The sequence below is a fragment of the Alteribacillus sp. YIM 98480 genome (genome assembly GCF_009765375.1).
In the GTDB taxonomy this organism is placed as follows: Bacteria; Bacillota; Bacilli; order Bacillales; family Marinococcaceae; genus Alteribacillus.
The window spans coordinates 1-19111 of sequence record NZ_VTOK01000012.1; the positions used below are offsets into that span (position 1 = coordinate 1).

General features: G+C 36.5%; 23 protein-coding genes. 10 read left to right on the plus strand and 13 right to left on the minus strand.

What is annotated here, in order from left to right:
* Positions 1–72: 72 nt before the first annotated feature.
* The 3 genes from FZF09_RS15285 to FZF09_RS15295 form a co-directional block, all read right to left on the minus strand.
* Positions 73–2400: a DNA internalization-related competence protein ComEC/Rec2 gene (locus FZF09_RS15285; RefSeq protein WP_158737484.1), complete on the minus strand. Its 2328-nt coding sequence runs from the start codon at positions 2398–2400 to the stop codon at positions 73–75.
* Between the two features lie 85 nt (positions 2401–2485).
* The gene (locus tag FZF09_RS15290; protein WP_158737485.1) at positions 2486–3790 is read right to left on the minus strand and encodes a homocysteine synthase; all 1305 of its coding nucleotides are present in this window, start codon (positions 3788–3790) and stop codon (positions 2486–2488) included.
* A gap of 67 nt (positions 3791–3857) precedes the next feature.
* Positions 3858–4478, minus strand: a complete 621-nt coding sequence (locus FZF09_RS15295; protein ID WP_158737486.1) for a helix-hairpin-helix domain-containing protein — start codon at positions 4476–4478, stop codon at positions 3858–3860.
* A 110-nt stretch (positions 4479–4588) separates the two neighbouring features.
* On the opposite strand from FZF09_RS15295, the gene comER reads away from it, so the two are divergent.
* Positions 4589–5419, plus strand: a complete 831-nt coding sequence (comER, locus tag FZF09_RS15300; protein WP_158737487.1) for a late competence protein ComER — start codon at positions 4589–4591, stop codon at positions 5417–5419.
* A 322-nt stretch (positions 5420–5741) separates the two neighbouring features.
* On the opposite strand, the gene FZF09_RS15305 is transcribed toward comER, so the two are convergent.
* Genes FZF09_RS15305 through FZF09_RS15340 form a run of 8 tightly spaced genes read right to left on the minus strand, consistent with a single transcriptional unit; the run spans position 5742 to position 10794 of the window.
* Positions 5742–6494 carry a class I SAM-dependent DNA methyltransferase gene (locus FZF09_RS15305; protein ID WP_158737488.1) on the minus strand — a complete coding sequence of 251 codons (753 nt, stop codon included), beginning with the start codon at positions 6492–6494 and terminating at the stop codon, positions 5742–5744.
* 1 nt (position 6495) lies between these two features.
* Positions 6496–6849, minus strand: coding sequence for a ribosome silencing factor (rsfS, locus tag FZF09_RS15310; RefSeq protein WP_091587218.1), 354 nt, complete (start codon positions 6847–6849; stop codon positions 6496–6498).
* An 8-nt stretch (positions 6850–6857) separates the two neighbouring features.
* The gene (gene yqeK / locus FZF09_RS15315; protein ID WP_158737489.1) at positions 6858–7442 is read right to left on the minus strand and encodes a bis(5'-nucleosyl)-tetraphosphatase (symmetrical) YqeK; all 585 of its coding nucleotides are present in this window, start codon (positions 7440–7442) and stop codon (positions 6858–6860) included.
* Positions 7435–8010 (minus strand): nicotinate-nucleotide adenylyltransferase, encoded by a 576-nt coding sequence (locus FZF09_RS15320; protein ID WP_158737490.1) that lies wholly within the window; start codon positions 8008–8010, stop codon positions 7435–7437. Before FZF09_RS15320 ends, yqeK begins: the two co-directional genes overlap by 8 nt.
* Before the next feature lie 16 nt (positions 8011–8026).
* Positions 8027–8317, minus strand: coding sequence for a ribosome assembly RNA-binding protein YhbY (gene yhbY / locus FZF09_RS15325; protein ID WP_091587128.1), 291 nt, complete (start codon positions 8315–8317; stop codon positions 8027–8029).
* 1 nt (position 8318) lies between these two features.
* The gene (gene aroE / locus FZF09_RS15330; RefSeq protein WP_158737491.1) at positions 8319–9167 is read right to left on the minus strand and encodes a shikimate dehydrogenase; all 849 of its coding nucleotides are present in this window, start codon (positions 9165–9167) and stop codon (positions 8319–8321) included.
* On the minus strand, positions 9167–10294 hold the full coding sequence (yqeH, locus tag FZF09_RS15335) for a ribosome biogenesis GTPase YqeH (RefSeq protein ID WP_158737492.1): 1128 nt from the start codon (positions 10292–10294) through the stop codon (positions 9167–9169). Before yqeH ends, aroE begins: the two co-directional genes overlap by 1 nt.
* Positions 10276–10794, minus strand: coding sequence for a YqeG family HAD IIIA-type phosphatase (locus tag FZF09_RS15340; RefSeq protein WP_158737619.1), 519 nt, complete (start codon positions 10792–10794; stop codon positions 10276–10278). Before FZF09_RS15340 ends, yqeH begins: the two co-directional genes overlap by 19 nt.
* Before the next feature lie 413 nt (positions 10795–11207).
* On the opposite strand from FZF09_RS15340, the gene FZF09_RS15345 reads away from it, so the two are divergent.
* Positions 11208–11360, plus strand: a complete 153-nt coding sequence (locus FZF09_RS15345) for a sporulation histidine kinase inhibitor Sda (RefSeq protein WP_158737493.1) — start codon at positions 11208–11210, stop codon at positions 11358–11360.
* Between the two features lie 102 nt (positions 11361–11462).
* Here the strand turns inward: FZF09_RS15345 and FZF09_RS15350 are convergent, their stop codons facing one another.
* Positions 11463–11669, minus strand: a complete 207-nt coding sequence (locus FZF09_RS15350) for a hypothetical protein (protein ID WP_091587124.1) — start codon at positions 11667–11669, stop codon at positions 11463–11465.
* 205 nt (positions 11670–11874) lie between these two features.
* Between FZF09_RS15350 and FZF09_RS15355 the strand changes: the two genes are divergently transcribed.
* The 8 genes from FZF09_RS15355 to FZF09_RS15390 all read left to right on the plus strand — a co-directional run bounded on the left by FZF09_RS15355 (position 11875) and on the right by FZF09_RS15390 (position 18167).
* On the plus strand, positions 11875–14280 hold the full coding sequence (locus FZF09_RS15355; protein ID WP_158737494.1) for a Na+/H+ antiporter subunit A: 2406 nt from the start codon (positions 11875–11877) through the stop codon (positions 14278–14280).
* Positions 14277–14699 carry a Na(+)/H(+) antiporter subunit B gene (locus tag FZF09_RS15360; RefSeq protein ID WP_158737495.1) on the plus strand — a complete coding sequence of 141 codons (423 nt, stop codon included), beginning with the start codon at positions 14277–14279 and terminating at the stop codon, positions 14697–14699. The genes FZF09_RS15355 and FZF09_RS15360 overlap by 4 nt, the downstream gene beginning before the upstream one ends.
* Positions 14699–15040 (plus strand): Na(+)/H(+) antiporter subunit C, encoded by a 342-nt coding sequence (locus tag FZF09_RS15365; RefSeq protein ID WP_158737496.1) that lies wholly within the window; start codon positions 14699–14701, stop codon positions 15038–15040. The genes FZF09_RS15360 and FZF09_RS15365 overlap by 1 nt, the downstream gene beginning before the upstream one ends.
* Positions 15033–16517 (plus strand): Na+/H+ antiporter subunit D, encoded by a 1485-nt coding sequence (locus FZF09_RS15370; protein WP_158737497.1) that lies wholly within the window; start codon positions 15033–15035, stop codon positions 16515–16517. The genes FZF09_RS15365 and FZF09_RS15370 overlap by 8 nt, the downstream gene beginning before the upstream one ends.
* A 6-nt stretch (positions 16518–16523) precedes the next feature.
* On the plus strand, positions 16524–17000 hold the full coding sequence (locus FZF09_RS15375; RefSeq protein ID WP_158737498.1) for a Na+/H+ antiporter subunit E: 477 nt from the start codon (positions 16524–16526) through the stop codon (positions 16998–17000).
* On the plus strand, positions 17000–17281 hold the full coding sequence (locus FZF09_RS15380) for a Na(+)/H(+) antiporter subunit F1 (protein ID WP_158737499.1): 282 nt from the start codon (positions 17000–17002) through the stop codon (positions 17279–17281). The genes FZF09_RS15375 and FZF09_RS15380 overlap by 1 nt, the downstream gene beginning before the upstream one ends.
* Positions 17262–17627: a monovalent cation/H(+) antiporter subunit G gene (mnhG, locus tag FZF09_RS15385; protein ID WP_158737500.1), complete on the plus strand. Its 366-nt coding sequence runs from the start codon at positions 17262–17264 to the stop codon at positions 17625–17627. The genes FZF09_RS15380 and mnhG overlap by 20 nt, the downstream gene beginning before the upstream one ends.
* A gap of 267 nt (positions 17628–17894) precedes the next feature.
* Complete coding sequence (locus tag FZF09_RS15390; protein ID WP_091587116.1) at positions 17895–18167, plus strand: HU family DNA-binding protein; 273 nt, start codon at positions 17895–17897, stop codon at positions 18165–18167.
* 192 nt (positions 18168–18359) lie between these two features.
* Here the strand turns inward: FZF09_RS15390 and sigK are convergent, their stop codons facing one another.
* The gene (gene sigK / locus FZF09_RS15395; RefSeq protein ID WP_158737501.1) at positions 18360–19106 is read right to left on the minus strand and encodes an RNA polymerase sporulation sigma factor SigK; all 747 of its coding nucleotides are present in this window, start codon (positions 19104–19106) and stop codon (positions 18360–18362) included.
* Between the last annotated feature and the right edge of the window lie 5 nt (positions 19107–19111).

Consider the following 19111-nt stretch of genomic DNA (forward strand, 5'->3'; position numbering starts at 1 on the left):
CGATTATCAAAAAACGATAATCGGAATCTTTTTTACTATTTCGGGCTAGTTATGTCCCAGCCCCTTTTCAATTTATTCACACGATACTTCTAATGGATGGCTGAGTGCTTGTTCTATCTCTAGAAGGCGGTCGTTTTGTAAAGTCACTCGGATAGCACCTTGTGTATCCGTACGAAACGTTTCTATTCCAAATTTACCCAATGTTTCCAGTGTTTCTTTATGAGGATGACCAAATTGATTACACCTGCCAGCAGAAATAAATGCCATTTTGCTTTGTAATTGGTTAATAAAAGGTTCAGTTGTCGACGTATTACTGCCGTGATGTCCAATTTTAAGTATATCTGCTTGAAGGCGTGGATATTTTTTTAACAATACCTGCTCTCCATTCTCTTCTAAATCACCCGTAAACAACCAATTAACTCCTCCAATAACCGCCCTTAATACGATGGAACGTTCATTTCCTGTCTCTTCATTTCCTTCGGGCAACAGCACTTGAAACTGAGCTTTTCCCTCTTTCCAATAGTTTCCGTTTTTCACAAAATTTATAGGAATTCGCTTATGTTGCATAAATGTTAAAAAGTCTAATTCCTCTTGTTTAAAATCATTGCCTTTTCCATACAAAATCTGTCGTATTTTTAATTCTTCAGCTGCTGTAAAAGCTCCTCCATAATGATCGACGTGCCCGTGAGTTATAATCATTTTATCGATAGTACTAATACCTTTCGACTTTAAATAAGGAACAACTATACTTTCTCCAGGATCAAATGGTTTATTACTTTTTTCCCAATCATTTTTAGGAAATTGAAGCACACCGCCTGCATCAATTAAATAAACACCTTTTCTATAAGGCAGTTCAATTAAAATGCTATCACCTTGTCCAACATCCAAAATGGTCACATATCCATTTTTATTAACGTATGGGTAAAAGCATTGCATGCATAATACGATAATAACTACCGAAACCTGCCATAATACTTTCTTATGAAACCCTAACGTATCTAGCTTATAAAACATCCAGAATAAAGAAAGAGAAAGGCAGCTCAATATAAAGATTGAAGGTTTCCCAAAAATAATTTGTAATCCATTCCAAGAATTCACTGCTAATAGTAATTGGTGAGCCAAATGGACTGTAAATTCTAAAGGAAAAGATATAAAAGAGGTGTACGTTGGGAAAAAAATAGAGCTTGCAAAAATAAGGAAATTAGAAGGTAAAACAAAAAACGAAATGAAGGGGATAAAAAAGAAGTTTAACACAAAACTCAATAAAGAAAATTCATGAAAATGAAATAATATTACTGGTAATGCAGCCATTTGTGCCACAAAAGTTACAATCAAGCTCATAAAAAAAGTACTTGTTTTTTTAATAATAGATGCGGATAGAAGCAGAGCTCCACTTACTACAAAAGATAACTGAAATCCAATATGTAATAAATAGTACGGATTCAAAAAAATATAACCTAATACTAAATAAACAAGCAAATCGAGTGCTTTACCCTGCTGGTTGATTTTTTTTAATAGAATAAAGAGCACTACCATAGATGCTGCTCTTATTACAGAAGGAGAAGCGCCTGCTGCAATCATATAAACAGGGAGGAAAAAAAGTAAAAGAAATTCTGTCATTTGTTTAGATACGCCCATCCGAAGCAATCCATAATACAAAACACCTGAAATCAAACCGACGTGTAAACCTGACACTGCGAGCAAATGAATAAGGCCAAGCTTCTGATATGCTTGTTCTATGTTGGGGTCTAACATATGACGATCCCCAAAAATTAAGGCCCCTGCAATTCCTTTTAAATCCGAAGGAAAATAATCATTGATCCATTGAATCCCAGCATGACGCCACTTTTTCATTAAATAAATAGGATTGAAAACAGGTTTTCCACATGTTATATCGGATATAGTTGTTTCAAATAACCAGTGAATTCGCTTGGTTTTTAGATACTTAGAATAGTCAAAAGCTTGAAAATTAACAGAGGAGGTGGGAGAGACAAGTTTTCCTTTTACTGAGCAGTTTATTCCAGGAGAAATTGTACGAAGCAAACGAACTTCTGCATGCTGCTGAAGGGTTACACGGACAAGAAGTTTCTCTTTATTATTTACTTTCAATTGAAATTGAGCTCGATTTCCGTTGCGATGCGGCCCTTCTGTTACCATTCCATTTAAAACTATTTCATCACCTGTCAGCGTAGAGACATTTGAAAAAACAACGCTTTCCGTCCTTAGAAAAATAAATATACTTAACATCGCTAACATTGTTATCCATTTCATGCTTAACAGTCTTATGTATAATATCAATACAAAAACCGTAAAAACAAAAGCTCCTGCTGAGAATTCGGTTAAGGAGAGGCTTGCTGCAGCAAGTGGGCCTGCTAAAATCATTATTTTATTTTTTACCAAGGCATCACTTCCAACTAGATTCATTACAAAAGAGGACGGGAGAAGACAAAAATTTTCATCCCGTCATTTGAATGATTGTTGCTCATTATTTTTGACTGTTTTGAAGAGCCTGCTCAATGTCAGCAATTATATCATCTGCATGTTCAATACCAACAGAAAGCCGGATTAATTCAGGATAAACTCCTGCCGACGCTTGAGCCTCTTCTGTTAACTGCTGATGAGTTGTGCTTGCAGGATGTATCACTAAAGACTTTGCGTCTCCAACGTTTGCTACATGAGAATGTAAACGGCATGAATTAATAAAGGCTTTCCCTTCTTTTGTACCGCCTTTAATACCAAACGTCAATATAGCTCCTTTTCCATGAGGAAGATACTTTTGTGCTTTGTTATATGTTCGATGTGATGGAAGTCCCGGATAGTTGACCCAATCTACAAGTGGATGACTTTCTAAATACTCAGCTACCTTTACAGCATTTTCACAATGCCTTTCCATACGAAGATGAAGAGTTTCTAATCCTTGAAGTAACAAAAATGAATTCATCGGAGCGATCGCTGGCCCCAGATCTCTTAATAACTGAACTCTTGCTTTGATAATATAAGCAAGTTCACCGACAGCTTCGGTATAAACAACTCCATGGTAACTAGGATCAGGTTCTGTAAGCGAATGGAACTTTCCGTTATTCCAATTAAATTTACCGGCATCTACGATTACTCCGCCAATGGAAGTACCATGGCCGCCGATAAATTTAGTAGCTGAGTGTACAACAATATCTGCTCCATATTCAATAGGCCGGCACAATGCAGGGGTAACCAAGGTAGCGTCAACCATAAGTGGGAGATCATTTGTATGAGCTATGTTTGCGATTTCTTCAATATCGAAAACATCGCCATTTGGGTTTCCTATCATTTCTCCAAATATAAGTTTTGTTTTATTATTTATTTTTTCCTTAAAAGCTTCTGGATTTCTCCCATCCACTAAGTGCACCTTTATTCCTAATTTAGGAAACGTATGTACAAACAAATTGTAGGTGCCTCCGTATAAACCGCTTGAAGCTATAATTTCATCACCTGTTTCACAAATGTTTAATATTGCAAGATGAATAGCAGAGCTTCCGCTAGCCGTTGCTAAAGCACCGACCCCTCCATCTAGATCAGCCATTCGTTTTTCAAACACATCTTGCGTAGGGTTCATAATTCTTGTGTAAATATTTCCAAATTCGGACAATGAAAACAAATTCGCAGCGTGATCTGTATCTTTAAAACCATAAGAAGTTGTTTGATAAATCGGAACAGCTCTAGCTTGTGTTGCAGGATCTATCTCTTGGCCGCCGTGAACGGCTAATGTTTCTAATTTCCATTGATTTTCTGACATCTTTCTCTCCTCCTTCATTTACACTCTCCTCTTTACATTATCAAAAAATTCATATATTTAAAACTATTTTATATGTTAATTTATTTTATTCAATAGTTGCTACTTCCATTAATTGTTCCACTGATTTGTCTCCTATTCCAGATACTTTCGTTAAATCTTCTATCTCCTTAAATTCTCCATATTCTTCCCGGTAAGAAATAATCGCTTCTGCTTTGGCCGGGCCAATTCCTGGCAGGTACTCTAATTCACTAGCATCAGCATAGTTTATTCGAACCATATCATTTTTTTCCGCAGACTGTATATTTGTTGTGCTTGCTTCACCTTGCACCGGCACGTATATAACCATTTCGTCATATATACGTTCTGCAAAATTAACATTAGTCGAATCACCTTCTTCCGTTAACCCTCCGGCAGCATCAATAGCATCAATCACACGGCTATTTTCTCTCAATTCATAAACGCCTGGGTGATGAACCTGCCCTTTTACATCAACGAGAACAATTATTTCATCTAGAGTGCTTTTTTGATTGGCTTCTTTAGGATCAGTCTCCACGTCTTCTGCAAACTCTTGAAAAAAATCCTCATTCTCTGCACTGCTGTTCTCTATCCCTGTTTCTTGTTTTGGCACAGAGATATAAATGATAAACATTAATGATGATAAAACAATAAAACCTGTAAAAATAAGTGCTGGATTTTTCCAACTCATGATTCTTTCTCCTTTCATGATTTGTTAAATTGACATGATTTATTGGATTTTTGCATAAAGTGAATGGGGAGATCATTTTTTGAACGGAGAACCCAGGGAGGGAGCCAAATTTGAAAAACATAGGAATAGTTGGTATCGGAAATATGGGCGGGATGCTGACAGAGGTAATGATTGAACGTGGAGGTATATCAGAAAAAAATTTGTTTATTTTTAACCGATCGTTAGAAAAAAGCCTTCATTTTGAAAAAAGCTTTCCTGATCTAAATATAGCAAACGATTTACCAGAATTATTACAACACACAGATATTGTTTTCGTATGTGTAAGACCAGCTCAGTACAAAGACGTCCTTAGTGATTTAAAAAAACATTTAACGTATGACCACATCTTAGCTACTATTACAAGCCCCGTTCTGCTTGAAGACCTTGAATATCTTCCGGCTAGAAGAGTTGTGAGAACTGTACCAAGCATAGTAAATAAAACGGGTAAAGGACCGTTATTGTTAACTTTTGGAGAAAATTGGACGACAGCTGAGAAAAATTCTTTTCAAGAGTGGTTAAGTACATTTTCTCAGCCAATTTCAATCTCTGATGACATTTTACGGGTTTCAAGTGACATTGTAAGCTGCGGGCCTGCATTTATCAGCTTCTTAATCGAACGATTTATTTATTCTGCTGTTGCTGAAACAGAGATTACTCTAGACGACGCAGAAAAGCTCGCAGAAAAGATGATGATATCTTATGGATACTTGCTGCAGCAAGGGCATTACGATCTCAGAAGCCTAAGAGAAAAAGTAAACGTTCCAGGCGGGATTACAGGGGAAGGGTTAAAAGTTTTGGATAAGTACAGCGAAGGAATGTTCGAGGAAGTATTTCAACGAACACATCAAAAATTTAGAGAAGATAAACAAGAGATGCAGAAAACATTTAAAAATCTAAAATAAACCTTAGTTAAGAAAAGCGCAAACGCCCTGATCAGCCGCGACAGGTCTGGAGTTTTCGCGCAGGGTCGCCTGCGGCCCGGAGTCGAAAGGGAAGACATAAGACGTTTAGCTCATTTTAATGAACTTCTGCTAAGATCGCACACGTCGACGCATAGGATGTGCTATTGTCGCCAATGCCACAGGACGTGGCGTTTTTGGCGACGAGTGTGCGCCTGAGCGGCTGGGCGCCGAAGCTAGACATCAAAAACGCCAAATGTTTATAATTTCATAACTTTTATAAAAGACGGAATCACCGTCTTTTTCATTTTACTCTTTTATCTCGTTATTGTAAAACCTTTTTTGCTATAAAAAAAATTCTGTCGCTATTGTCTTGAGGTAGATCAAACGAAAAGTCTGGATGTATTCCTATTATTTCAAATTGCGCGTTTCTTAATAAATACTCATATTTTTTAATAGAAAATGTTCGCTGCAGGTGAAATTCATCATACCGTTCATATAACGAATCATTCCGCTCGATAAAAAAAGTAAGTTCATGCTCCACTTCTCCAATTTTATCGGTAGGAAAAGTATTCCATATAAAAGATACATCTTCAGAAGCATCGGCAAACGATACACCTTGTAGTACTTTTTCTATATAGTATAAAGAGTGAACATCAAAAATAAGAAGGCCATTATTATTTAAATGACGATAAAAAGATTGAAAAGCCGATTGGACGTCCGTTTCTTTCGTGAGGTAATTTAACGAATCACAAAGAACTAAAATAACATCAAAGCTCTCTGGTATATTTAAGTTTCTCATATCTTGACAAAACAGCATTGGATGAAATCCTTTACTATTTAATTTATATTTTGCTGCCGCGAGCATTTCTTCAGAAAGGTCAGTGCCGGATGCTAAATAGCCTTTTTTTAACAATCTGTTCAATATTGTGCCGGTACCGCAGCCAACATCCAATATTGCTGGTGAAGATGATGTTTCTTTATCTAATACTGTCTGGAGCCAATGTTCCCATTTTTCATAAGGTGTTTCTTCCATTAAGCAATCATAAACACTTGCAAAACTGCTGTAAGCTTTCATATTACGACAAAACTGTATCCAGTTCGACGTGAGAGGCATCGCCCCATAATTTTTCAAGATTATAGTAATGCCGTTCATCCTTATGGAAAATATGAACAATAACATCACCTAAGTCTATCAAAATCCATTTTGCTTCATCAAAACCTTCTAGCCGTTTTACTTCCTGTTCCTCTTCTTGAGCTTTCTTTTTTATTTCCCGGGCAATGGCCTGTACTTGTTTATAAGAATTCCCATGAGCTATTAAGAAATAATCAGCAATAAGTGAAATACCCCTCATGTCAAGAGCTGCTATGTGCTCCGCTTTTTTTTCATCTGCAGCTCTTGCTGCAAGCTCTAATAAAGCTTCTCCTTGCATTATTTTCATCATCCTCCTAAATTGGACTGATTTTTTATTTGTTCAACCATGTCATTATAAGCATAAAGAGTTTGAGGAAATACACGCTGGTTTTTTTTCATAAGAAATACTATCGTATTGCGAAGAGCCATAACAATAGCATGATCAATGTTTTTTTCCGCAGCTTCTCTTACTTCATCTACTCCAGGAAAAATTCGATTAGGTTCTATATAATCTGCCAAAAAAAGAATTTTTTCGAGTGTATTCATCTTTGCTTTCCCTGTAGTATGCCAAAAAATAGCGGATAATATCTCTTCATCTTCGATTCCAATTTCTTTATTTACTAAGTAAGCGCCTGCAGGAGCATGCAATAATTCGTCGCCATAGTTAATAAAATTCTCATCCCATTTTTGTTTGCGTATGATACTTCTCATTTCCTCTTTAGAACGAAATTTTGCATAGTCGTGGAAGATCGCAGCAAACTCCGCTTGTCCCCTCTCAATACCGGTTTTATCAGCAAGCTCTACTGCTTTTTCTGTTACACCTAATGTATGAATATAACGATGTTCTGTTAAATGTGGTTTTACCTTATCTAATGCTTTTTTTTTATCCATAGAGATTTCTCTCCTCAATATATTCCCAAACTTCCTCTGGTACATAATAGCGAATGCTTTTACCTTGGTAACGTCTTTCTCTAATTAACGTTGAAGAAATTTCCATTTGAGGTACTTTTATATGCATTATACTAGCATTTTCATTTTGCGGAGTCTCATAACCAGGGCGTTGTGCAACTACAAAGGTGACCATCCTCTTTAGTTCTTCGATTCTCTTCCAATTTTCTAGTTGTTCTGCCATATCACCGCCGATAATAAAATAAAACTCCGTATCTTCTGTCATTTCTTTTAAAGTTTTTACCGTTTCGACTGTATATGAAGGTCCTTTTCTTTCTAATTCAATGGCCGAAGCTTGAAAGCATTTATTGCCTTTAATTGCTTTATTCGTCATATCAAACCTTTCATAAGGATCAGCCATTTTTTCTCTTGTTTTATGCGGCGGAGTGTGTACTGGTATAAACCACACTTCATCCAGCCGCAATGCGGTAAGAGCTTCTTGAGCAATAATGAGATGAGCAGTATGAGGAGGATCAAATGTGCCGCCTAAGAGGCCTATTTTAGTCTTCATTTTACTACTCCTTCTATTATGGCAATTCTATTTTTTTATTTTCCACAGATTCTTTATATAAAACTATAGTGTTCCCAATAATTTGCACCACTTCAGCGTCAGCACCGCCAGAAAGTTCATTGGCTATAGAATCTTTGTCTTCTGCGCAATTTTGAAGGATATTTATTTTAATTAACTCTCTAGCCTCTAATACGTCCTCTGTTTGTTTAATTAAATTTTCATTTACTCCTGCTTTTCCTACTTGAAAAACCGGTTTCAATGAGTGTGCTTTGCTTCGTAAATAACGTTTCTGTTTTCCAGTTAACATTTTATTTCCTCCCAAGCTGTTCATATACAACCTCAGACATACGTTCTATATCGGGCCAAATACCAGTCCATAATTCAAATGCAACAGCTCCTTGACCAACAAACATGCCAACTCCGTTCAACGTATCAGCACCTTGTCCTTCCGCTTCTTTTAACCATGTTGTTTTTAATGGATTGTATATTAAGTCACTGCATAAACATCCCTGCTTTAAAGCATCTGTTTTCCAAGGAATGGTGGCTACATGTGGAGACATTCCCATTGAAGTTGTGTTGATAATTAGGTCATACTCTCCCGTTTTACTTTCTGCTTTTTCTTTATCTAGAATTTCGATTTCCTCACCTAGATTTTTGCGTATATTTTCTGCTTTTGAATTGGTTCTATTGGTTATAGCTAAACTTTTTACTCCATACTTGTAAAGAGAAGTTACAACTGCTCTGCTAGCTCCTCCTGCCCCAATAACGAGTATATTATAATCATGTAATGCTTTGCCTGTTTTAGCAAGAAGGGACTGAACGTAGCCTTTACCATCCGTATTATATCCTATCCATTTGCCGTTTTCATTGACAACAGTATTAACTGCTCCTATGATTCGGGCTTCTTCATCAATTTCATCTAAATAGGTCATTACTTCTACTTTATGAGGCACTGTTACATTAAAACCTGAGATACCAAGAGCTCTCATACCCTCTACCGCTTTCTTGAGATCTCCGCGTGCAACATCAAATGCATGATAAAAATAAGGAAGCCCCTGTTTTTCAAATTGATCGTTGTGCATTACCGGGGACATAGAATGTCCAACAGGGTGTCCTAACAATCCAAAAAGTTTTTCTGCTTTTAACTCGTTCCCCATTAAATAACCGCCTCTCTTAACGATACTCCAACTCCTTTAGGAGCATATACTTCTATTTCTGCTTTAGGTTCTGTGACAGTAATCCAGCCTAATCCTGATATAACTATATCTGTTTTCCCTTTTTTTACAGTAAATGAGTGTTTTACAAACGCAGGCATATCCTTTAATGATTCTTTTCCAGGAGGATTTAAAAATTCACCGGCATGCTCTCTATAAATTTGCTCCGCTTTTTCCTGTTTTGTCCGGTGAATAAGCAGATCATTTGCAAAATAAGCGACAAATGAATTTGGGCTTCCTTGTGAAAAATCTATTCTTGCTAAACCTGCAATAAATAAAGTCTGTTTTTCATTTAATTGATAAATCCGCGGTTTTATTTCTTTTGCAGGCATTAATTGCTTCAATTCTTTATTCGTTACATAATGAGCCATCTGTTTATTGTTTATGATTCCTGGTGTATCATATAGTCTGCTTCCATCATCTAATGGTAAATCGATCATATCTAAAGTCGTTCCTGGAAAATAGGAAGTGGTGATTAATTGTTCATCATCTCCGCCAAATTCTTTAATCAAGCTATTTATAAAGGTTGATTTTCCAACATTTGTAGAGCCTGTTATATAAACATCTTTGCCGTTACGCAATTCATCCATCAGCGAAGCTGCTTCTTTTATACCGCTGTTTTTTTCTGCACTAATAAATAGAGCCTCTTTTGCTCTTAGGCCATGTTCTTTCGCCGTTCTTTTGATCCAATCTTTTAACTTGTTTTTATTTATCGATTTTGGAAGTAAATCCGTTTTGTTAACGAGCAGCAATACATCATTTTTTCCGATATAACGTTGAAAACCTGGAATCCAACTGCCTTCAAAATCAAACACATCCACAATTTTCACAATAAGGGCATCTCTTTTCCCCAGTTCATGCAACTTGTTTGTAAAGTCCTTATTTTCAAGAGGAACATCTTCCACTTCATTGTAATGTTTTAACCGAAAACAACGTTGACATATAATGGTGTTTCGTTCAAGTGCAGATAATGGTACATAACCGGTCTTTGCAGGGTCTTCTGTTTGAATATCTGCTCCACAGCCTGCACATATTAGCGTATCTTCTTCGTTCAATTTGATTCCTCCCATTGTATAAGCCCTTTTTCTTTTAATCTTTTCAGCACTCTTCTTTCTACTTTTCGATTTATTTTAGTAAAAGCACCATCAGATTCAGCTACAGGTACAACGAGAATAGTATAAAATCCTGCGCGATTGCCTCCAAATACATCCGTCATCACTTGGTCTCCTATAACGACCACTTCGCTCTTTTTTAATCCCATTTGTTTACAGGCTTTTCTAAATGCCTTACCCATAGGTTTTTTGGCAGAATGGATAAATTTAATACCAGTTGGTTCTGAAAAAGTGCTCACTCTTGCCTTATTATTATTAGATACGATAGTTACTTGAAATCCTTGCTGCTTCACAAAGTACATCCAGTCGAGCAGTTCGGGAGTCGCTTCTGGTCGATCCCATTCAACTAAAGTATTATCTAAATCAGTAATAATTCCTTTTATTTTCCGTTTATGGAGATCTTCAAGGTTTAAGTCAAAAACAGAAGGTATATATTCATTCGGCATAAAATACTTCAGCACAATCGACACCCTTTATTTCTTTATTCCGTACAGATACTGCTAAACTGAAAGTATATCGTTAAAATCATATTTTTTCAAATGATGGAAGATTCTCTTTTTTATACAAGTGAATGGAATATAACTAAAACTTTTCGACATTTTCTTCCTTCTCAAAACCTGTGGATAACTTTCTCAACATTCGAAACCCTTAAGCGACTGCCTATAAAGATTAAAGCTTGAATCTTATAAACAGTTTATCCACCATCGATTGTGGACAAACGAACGGTTGTTCTCTCTCCTTTGAAATGATAAACTGAATTTACATTCAATTGGAAATGTTTGTTTATGGAATAAGAGATTTGGAAACGAAATACAAAGTTAACGTTATGTTCGGAAGCAGCAAATTGGTTAAGGAGGTGCTCAGTCTTTTTATGAGACAACTATCGGATGAGTTGTTAATTGAAGCTTATGAAAAAGCCATTGGTTTAGATTTAAATAAAGATTTTATTTCTCTAATAGAGGAAGAAATGAAAAGACGTTCCTTATTAGAACAAATAAAGCACCAAATATCTATTTCACAATAGATCGTTCATCCTTTTAGGTTAACTGACGTTTCCACTTATTATAGATACAAACCTTTAATATCACTTGTTTTCCTGTATTATGAAAACAAGCCTTTCCGACTTTTAACCGGAAAGGCTTTTTATTTTCACGTATTCTCTCGGTTCAAACACGTCTCTTTCAATTTCTTCATCATTAGATAATGGAAGAAGATCAGGTCTTGAATAGAATTTTTCAAGCCGTTTTTGTTCAACATAATCATTAGCAAGAGCACCTCCTGCTATAAACAAAATGAAAATAAATAAAAAAATGAATGTATTTCTTATTGTCATAACCTACGCTTCCTTTTTCGTTTTTGATGCTTAGTGTTGGTTTTCGACAAAATATTTATTCAACAAATTTTCTAAATTCGTTTTTCTTCCTATATATAATATCTTTGTATTGCCTGAAAAATCAGGTTTTTAAAGATGCATACCCTTTTAATATGAGTTATAATGTGAAAAGAATTTGTGCGAGAATACGACAAGGAGGTTCTATATGTTAACTGCATTACATTTTGCAATTATTGCTCCATTCATTGCGGCTGTATTCGTTCCATTTCTTTATAAAAAATTCTCTTATATACATACTGGTTGGTTTGTGTTAGCAGTACCTACACTGTTATTCCTTTATTTTCTTCAATATTTACCGATCACGGCAAACAAGCAAACAGTTACTGCCGTTCTAGATTGGGTTCCGTCACTAGGTATCCATTTTTCTGCTCACGTTGACGGCCTGGGACTGTTATTTGCTCTTTTAATTACGGGAATTGGAATGCTCGTTGTTTTATATTCCATCTATTACCTTTCTAAAGAAAAAGAAGCATTGTACAACTTCTATACTTTTTTATTAATGTTTATGGGGGCGATGTTAGGAGTTGTACTATCAGACAATTTGATTGTTCTTTACACCTTTTGGGAAATCACAAGCTTATCGTCCTTTTTACTTATCTCTTATTGGTATGAAAGAGAAAAATCACGGTATGGCGCTTTAAAATCTATGCTCATAACGGTAATGGGCGGTTTTGCTATGCTTGTTGGATTTGTTATGTTGTATAGTATGACAGGTACGTTCAGTATTCAGGAAATCATTGCTTCTGCTGACGATATCACCTCTCATAACTTATTTATTCCAGCAATGCTTGTAATATTGTTAGGAGCATTCACTAAATCGGCCCAGTTTCCTTTTCATATATGGCTTCCCGATGCAATGGAAGCACCTACACCTGTTAGTGCTTATTTGCACTCCGCTACGATGGTAAAAGCAGGGATTTATTTAGTTGCACGTCTAAGTCCAGTTTTTGCAATTAGTGGAGAATGGCTGTGGCTGGTAGCAGGATTTGGGTTGACGACCCTGTTTTGGGGCTCCTTTTCTGCTGTCAGACAAACCGATTTAAAAGGAATTCTCGCTTTTTCTACTGTTAGTCAGCTAGGAATGATTCTGTCTATGTTAGGGGTTGGTGCAGCAGCTATTCATTTCGACAGTATGGAAGATAACTTGTATGTCGGAGCGACGACTGCAGCTCTTTTTCATTTAATTAACCACGCCACTTTTAAAGGCAGTCTTTTTATGATGGTTGGTATTGTCGATCATGAAACTGGGACAAGAGACATACGACGCTTAGGCGGGCTTATGACAGTCATGCCGATTACATTTACTATTGCAGTAATCGGAAGCTTTTCCATGGCCGGACTCCCTCCGTTTAATGGCTTTTTGAGTAAAGAAATGTTTTTCACAGCTATGGTAGATATTACGTCTTTTCATTTATTCAACATTGATAATATAGGCATTGTATTTCCAGTTGTTGCCTGGATAGCAAGCATATTTACATTTATTTATAGTATGATGCTCGTTTTCAAAACATTCACTGGCAAGATGCAGCCGGAAAAACTTGATGTCAAGCCACATGAAGCACCTTTTGGGATGTTGTTATCCCCCATTGTGTTAATTTCTTTGGTGATTGTTTTCGGCTTTTTTCCAAACATTTTATCCTATTCCGTCATTGAACCTGCAATGGCGTCTATCCTTCCGTCCCTATTAGGAGAAGGAGAGCAGTTCTATGTAGACATATATTTCTGGCACGGCTGGACCATTGAATTGTTCATGACTATGGGGGTAATAGGCATTGGTACACTCCTTTATTTAAGCTTAAGAAAATGGGTAGCAATGTACCAAGTTTTTCCTGATACTCTTACATTAAATCATGTTTACGATCAAACAATTGTCGGTGTGGAAAGAATGTCCAGCCGTTTAACAGGTTCTTATATGACCGGTTTTATACGAGACTACTTACTGTACATTTTTTCATTCTTTGCTGCCGCGCTCATTTTCGTTTTGTTTAACAAAAACGCATTTTCAATAGAAGCAGATTTAGCTCCAATCAGCTTATATGAAGTAATATTAGCCATCGTGCTTGTAAGTACAGCTTTTGTTGTTATGTTTACGAAATCCCGTTTAAAAGCAATTATCGGTTTAGGGGTTTTAGGATATACAATTGCGCTGTTTTTCGTTATTTTCCGTGCGCCGGACCTTGCTTTAACTCAGCTGATCATCGAAACAGTATCAGTAGCATTGTTCTTGCTTTGTTTTTATCATCTGCCTCATATTTCAAAAGAATTGGAAAAAGTTCGATTTCGTCTAGGAAACCTGATCATCTCAATAGCTGTAGGGGTGACAGTCACACTAATCGGTATAACGGCCAATAGCAGCCGGTTGTTTGAATCGATTTCCGGCTTTTTTCCGGAAGCAAGTTATGATGAAGCAGGCGGGAAGAATATGGTTAATGTCATTCTTGTAGATTTTCGAGGGTTTGATACGCTGCTTGAAATTTTAGTACTTGGCATAGCAGCTTTCGGTATTTATACGATGATTAAATTACGATTAGCGGGGAGGAATGAGCTGTGAAATCTAACGACGTTATCTTACAAACAGCAACAAAAGTAGTGTTATTTATCATCCTCGCTTTTTCAGTGTTTATATTTTTTAATGGACACCATGAACCAGGCGGCGGCTTTATAGGCGGGTTGATGACTGCCTCTGCGATCGTTTTATTGATGCTGGCTTATGATTTGGAGATGGTTAAAAGAATACTTCCATTTGACTTCAAAGTCGTCACAGCAGCTGGCCTTCTTGTAGCTATTGGGACAGGTTTAGGATCGTTTTTATTCGGTGTTCCTTTTTTGTCCCAAACGTTTGACTATTTTACTTTCCCAGTGCTGGGGGAGCTTGAACTTGCTACCGCTCTATTATTTGATATTGGTGTCTACCTTGTAGTAGTTGGCGTAACCCTCACTATTATTCAAACAATAGGAGAGGATCAATAATGGAAATCTTAATGTCAATTCTAGCCGGCATTTTGTTTATGGCCGGTACATATATGGTATTGTCGAAAAACATGATCCGCATTATTATCGGAACAGCCATTATCAGTCATGGAGCGCATGTTCTCCTTTTAACAATGGCCGGTCTAAAAACAGGGGCGCCTCCTCTTCTAGGCCTCAAAGCTTCAACTTATACGGACCCGCTCCCTCAAGCATTGATTTTAACGGCCATTGTAATAAGCTTTGGTGTAACATCTTTTTTTATTGTTCTTGGTTACAGAGCTTATAAGGAAACAGGAACAGATGACACCAAAAAATTGAGAGGAACTGATTCGTATGACTAATTTAGTTATTTTGCCAATATTAATCCCTTTATTAACGGGAGTAATTCTTTTATTTATTCCAAAAAAAATACCATTTCAAAAAATATTGAGTCTTATCTCTGGATTTTTATTAATTGGCGTCAATATTTTCCTTATATTAAATATTTTAAATAACGGTATACAATCTCTTGAATTAGGCGGCTGGCAGCCTCCATTTGGCATTGTTTTAGTTGGAGACATGCTGGCTGTATTATTGGTTACTACCACCTCCATTGTAAGCTTGGCAGTGCTGCTTTTTTCTTTTTACTCTATTGGTGCCGAAAGGGAAAAGTTTTACTATTATCCCTTTTATCAATTTCTAATCACTGGTGTAATCGGCGCCTTCTTAACAGGCGACATATTTAACTTGTTTGTATTTTTTGAAGTTATGCTGATTGCATCTTATATTCTGATTGTACATGGTGGTACAAAAGTACAACTAAGAGAATCATTTAAATATGTACTTGTCAATATCATTTCATCGGCGCTATTTGTTATTGGAGTAGCTTATCTTTATGCAGTTACCGGCACCTTAAACATGGCTCATTTATCAGAAAGAATAGGGAGCCTTGAAACAGGAGCACCTATTCTCACTGTTATTGCCATATTATTTTTAATTGTGTTCGGTTTAAAAGGGGCCTTGTTCCCTTTATATTTTTGGCTTCCTGCTTCATATGCTGCACCCCCTTCAGCAATCGCTGCAATATTTGGTGCACTGCTGACAAAAGTAGGGATATACTCTATTTTTAGAACATATTCCATTGTTTTTATACATGACACAGGTTATACACACCAAATCCTTGCCGTATTAGCAGCTATAACTATGCTCGGTGGAGTAATAGGTGCCATTGCTCATCAAGATGTTAAAAAAATTCTTGTCTACAACGTCATTGTGGCGGTTGGATTTGTTTTATTTGGGGTAGCTACCCTAACCGAAGCAGGGTTCATGGGGGCGATTTATTATCTTATCCATGATATGGTTATTAAAGGGGCCTTATTTCTAATGATAGGTGCCATGGTCGTCGTTGCAGGGACAAGTCACCTCAAAGAAATGAGCGGGTTAATTAAACACCATCCAAAACTAGGTTGGATGTTTTTTACAGCTACGATGGCGCTAGTAGGTGTACCTCCGTTGAGCGGATTTATTGGAAAGCTGTTATTGGTGCAAGGCGGGATTGATTCAGGTCAGTATTGGATTGTAGCAGTAATGATGTTAACAAGCTTACTGGTTATGTACTCGATGATCCGTATATTTTTAAATGGATTTTATGGAAAGATTATATTAAAAGAAGCAGACCAATATGGTACTACAAAAGGTTTACTGTTTCCTTGTGCTATTCTAGTGGCTGTATCCGTCTTTCTTGGATTAGGGGCTCAGGCTTTATATCCTTTGGTTGCCACAGCAGCAGAGACTTTATTGCAGCCTGAAATTTATATTGATGCCGTGTTAAAGGAGTAATGAAAAATGTCATTTCAATTAATTATCAACCTTATTATAGCGGTTATCTGGATGTTCTTGAATAATGCGTGGACAGTGTCAGGATTGGTTAGCGGCTATGTGATCGGATTAGGTATACTATTTTTATTACGAAATTTCTTCCCGTCCAGATTTTATTTTATTGGAGTTATGGCGATCTTGAAATTGATAGTCATCTTTTTAAAAGAACTTATTCTTTCAAGTTTTGAAGTGATGGGACAAATTATGCAGCCGAAATTAAATATACAACCTGGGATTTTTGCAATGGATATTGAGCTTAAGCAAGAATGGGAAGTTACCGTGTTGTCATGTCTTATTACTTTAACGCCAGGAACACTCGTAGTCAATGTTTCTCCTGACAACAAAACTTTATATATTCACGCTATGCACTTACCCGATGTAGAAAAAGCCAAAAGGGATATTAAAAATACGTTTGAAAAAGCAATTCAGGGGGTGAGCCGGTAATGATGAATATATTGCTGCATATTTCTGCTGTTATTATCGCTGTTTCGATATTAATAGCATTGTACCGGGTCGCTAAAGGCCCTTCTATGCCTGATCGTGTTATTGCTCTGGATATGATAGGTATTAATTTAATAAGCTTAGTAGCCGTTGTCTCCCTTATTTTAGAAACGACAGCATTTTTCGAAGTTATGCTTCTGCTTGGTATTTTAGCATTTATTGGTACGGTTGCATTCTCAAAATTTATAGAAAAGGGTGTTGTCATTGAGCGTAAACGAGATTAGCGGCTTAATTGTTGGCGTTATCGTATTTTTGGGTTCAGTATTAAGCTTGATTAGTGCGATTGGCTTGGTGCGCCTCCCTGACATTTATACTAGGTCCCATGCTGCTACAAAATCTGCAACATTAAGTGTGTTATGTATCCTATTCGGTTTATTCCTTTTTTTCACAGTAATAAAAGGTTACGTTAGCGCTCGTATTTTACTTGGTATCGTATTTGTCTTTATTACTGCCCCTGTGGGAGGTCATTTAATATCACGGGCTGCTTATCATTCGGGAGTTTCATTATGGGAATCAAGTATACAAGATGAGTTAAATGGAAAGAAAGACAAGCACCACACTTCTTCCTGATTTCCACAGTCATTAGTGCTGATCGAGAAGGCTCATTTCATTGATTTAACCTACTTCTAGTTGTCGATTCAAGGCATCAAAATGGAGGATTTTGTAAAACACTTTCATATCAAGGGGTTTGAAATGTTTCATTTTTGGATAAAATAATGCCAAATCACCATCGATTTTGCCTAAATTCCCCGTCAATACTTGACATATCAAGGATTTCATGAGTAAATTTGTATTGTACAGGCTCTATATTATTAGGAATGAAAGGGAGTTTTTTTCATGAACAAAACAGATTTAATTAACGCTGTAGCAGAACAAGCAGACATTTCAAAAAAAGATGCTTCAAAAGCAGTTGATGCTGTATTCGACAGCATTACAGACACTTTGAAAAAAGGTGACAAAATTCAACTTGTCGGCTTTGGAAGCTTTGAAGTTCGTGAGCGTGCAGCTCGCAAAGGACGCAATCCGCAAACTGGAGAAGAAATTAAAATTCCTGCAACAAAAAATCCTGCCTTCCGTCCAGGAAAACAGCTTAAGGATGCTGTAAACTAATAAAACATTGAGCTTTTTGCTTTCCATTGTTAAAAAAGTAGAAAGTATTAACGAAGAAGCTTTTCCTCAATGATGGAAAAGCTTCTTTTTCATTTTATACTTTAGGAATGTTAACGTTGTTAAAGGATCAAAGCATAAGCAAATCTATTACTTCCGCCATATAGAATTGGCGGAAAGCCAAGTTTTTCTAATCTAATTATTAAAATTTCTAAAAGAAAGATGGTTTCCATCGGTTAAACCTTGTTTCTGCTGTTTATAAAACTCTTGAAATAATTTAAGGAGTGCTCTTTTCTCAATTCTAGAAACATAGCTTCGTGAGATACCTAGCTCTTTTGCTATTTCCCGCTGTGTTTTTTCTTTTTCTTTCTCTAGCCCAAATCGGTATATAATAACTTCTTTTTCGCGTTCATCTAATACATTCATAAAACCATAAACTTGCTTTTTCTCCATTTTCAGTTGAATAAGGTCAGCTATATCCGGACCATCCTCTTGAAGAACATCCAACAAAGAGATTTCATTTCCTTCTTTATCACTTCCAATCGGATCATACAGTGATATATCCTTCTTCACTTTCTTTAACGCTCTTAGATGCATAAGTATCTCATTTTCGACACACCTTGCAGCATATGTTGCAAGTTTGGTTCCTTTTTCAGGAGAGTAGCTCTCAATTCCTTTAATTAACCCTATGGTTCCTATAGAGATTAAATCTTCCGTATCCTCACGAGTGTTTTCAAATTTTTTAACAATGTGTGCGACTAATCTCAAATTATGTTCAATTAATAAATTTCTTGAGACTTGATCTCCTTGCTGCATTCGCTCAAGATGTTTTTTTTCTTCTTCTTTAGACAAAGGCTGCGGAAAAGCATTATTTTTTACATAGGAGACAAAAAGAGCAAGCTCTTTAATCAAATAAATGGCGGCAGTCAATATACCTGACACAACCA

Bases quoted from the DNA above. Each gene is read 5' to 3' on its own strand.
- FZF09_RS15290 (WP_158737485.1), bottom strand. From the start codon at position 3,790: ATGAAGGAGGAGAGAAAGATGTCAGAAAATCAATGGAAATTAGAAACA.
- FZF09_RS15295 (WP_158737486.1), bottom strand. From the start codon at position 4,478: ATGAGTTGGAAAAATCCAGCACTTATTTTTACAGGTTTTATTGTTTTA.
- FZF09_RS15305 (WP_158737488.1), bottom strand. From the start codon at position 6,494: ATGAAAGCTTACAGCAGTTTTGCAAGTGTTTATGATTGCTTAATGGAA.
- rsfS (WP_091587218.1), bottom strand. From the start codon at position 6,849: ATGCAAGGAGAAGCTTTATTAGAGCTTGCAGCAAGAGCTGCAGATGAA.
- yqeK (WP_158737489.1), bottom strand. From the start codon at position 7,442: ATGGATAAAAAAAAAGCATTAGATAAGGTAAAACCACATTTAACAGAA.
- FZF09_RS15320 (WP_158737490.1), bottom strand. From the start codon at position 8,010: ATGAAGACTAAAATAGGCCTCTTAGGCGGCACATTTGATCCTCCTCAT.
- yhbY (WP_091587128.1), bottom strand. From the start codon at position 8,317: ATGTTAACTGGAAAACAGAAACGTTATTTACGAAGCAAAGCACACTCA.
- aroE (WP_158737491.1), bottom strand. From the start codon at position 9,167: ATGGGGAACGAGTTAAAAGCAGAAAAACTTTTTGGATTGTTAGGACAC.
- yqeH (WP_158737492.1), bottom strand. From the start codon at position 10,294: ATGGGAGGAATCAAATTGAACGAAGAAGATACGCTAATATGTGCAGGC.
- FZF09_RS15345 (WP_158737493.1), top strand. From the start codon at position 11,208: ATGAGACAACTATCGGATGAGTTGTTAATTGAAGCTTATGAAAAAGCC.
- FZF09_RS15350 (WP_091587124.1), bottom strand. From the start codon at position 11,669: ATGACAATAAGAAATACATTCATTTTTTTATTTATTTTCATTTTGTTT.
- FZF09_RS15355 (WP_158737494.1), top strand. From the start codon at position 11,875: ATGTTAACTGCATTACATTTTGCAATTATTGCTCCATTCATTGCGGCT.
- FZF09_RS15365 (WP_158737496.1), top strand. From the start codon at position 14,699: ATGGAAATCTTAATGTCAATTCTAGCCGGCATTTTGTTTATGGCCGGT.
- FZF09_RS15370 (WP_158737497.1), top strand. From the start codon at position 15,033: ATGACTAATTTAGTTATTTTGCCAATATTAATCCCTTTATTAACGGGA.
- FZF09_RS15375 (WP_158737498.1), top strand. From the start codon at position 16,524: ATGTCATTTCAATTAATTATCAACCTTATTATAGCGGTTATCTGGATG.
- FZF09_RS15380 (WP_158737499.1), top strand. From the start codon at position 17,000: ATGATGAATATATTGCTGCATATTTCTGCTGTTATTATCGCTGTTTCG.
- FZF09_RS15390 (WP_091587116.1), top strand. From the start codon at position 17,895: ATGAACAAAACAGATTTAATTAACGCTGTAGCAGAACAAGCAGACATT.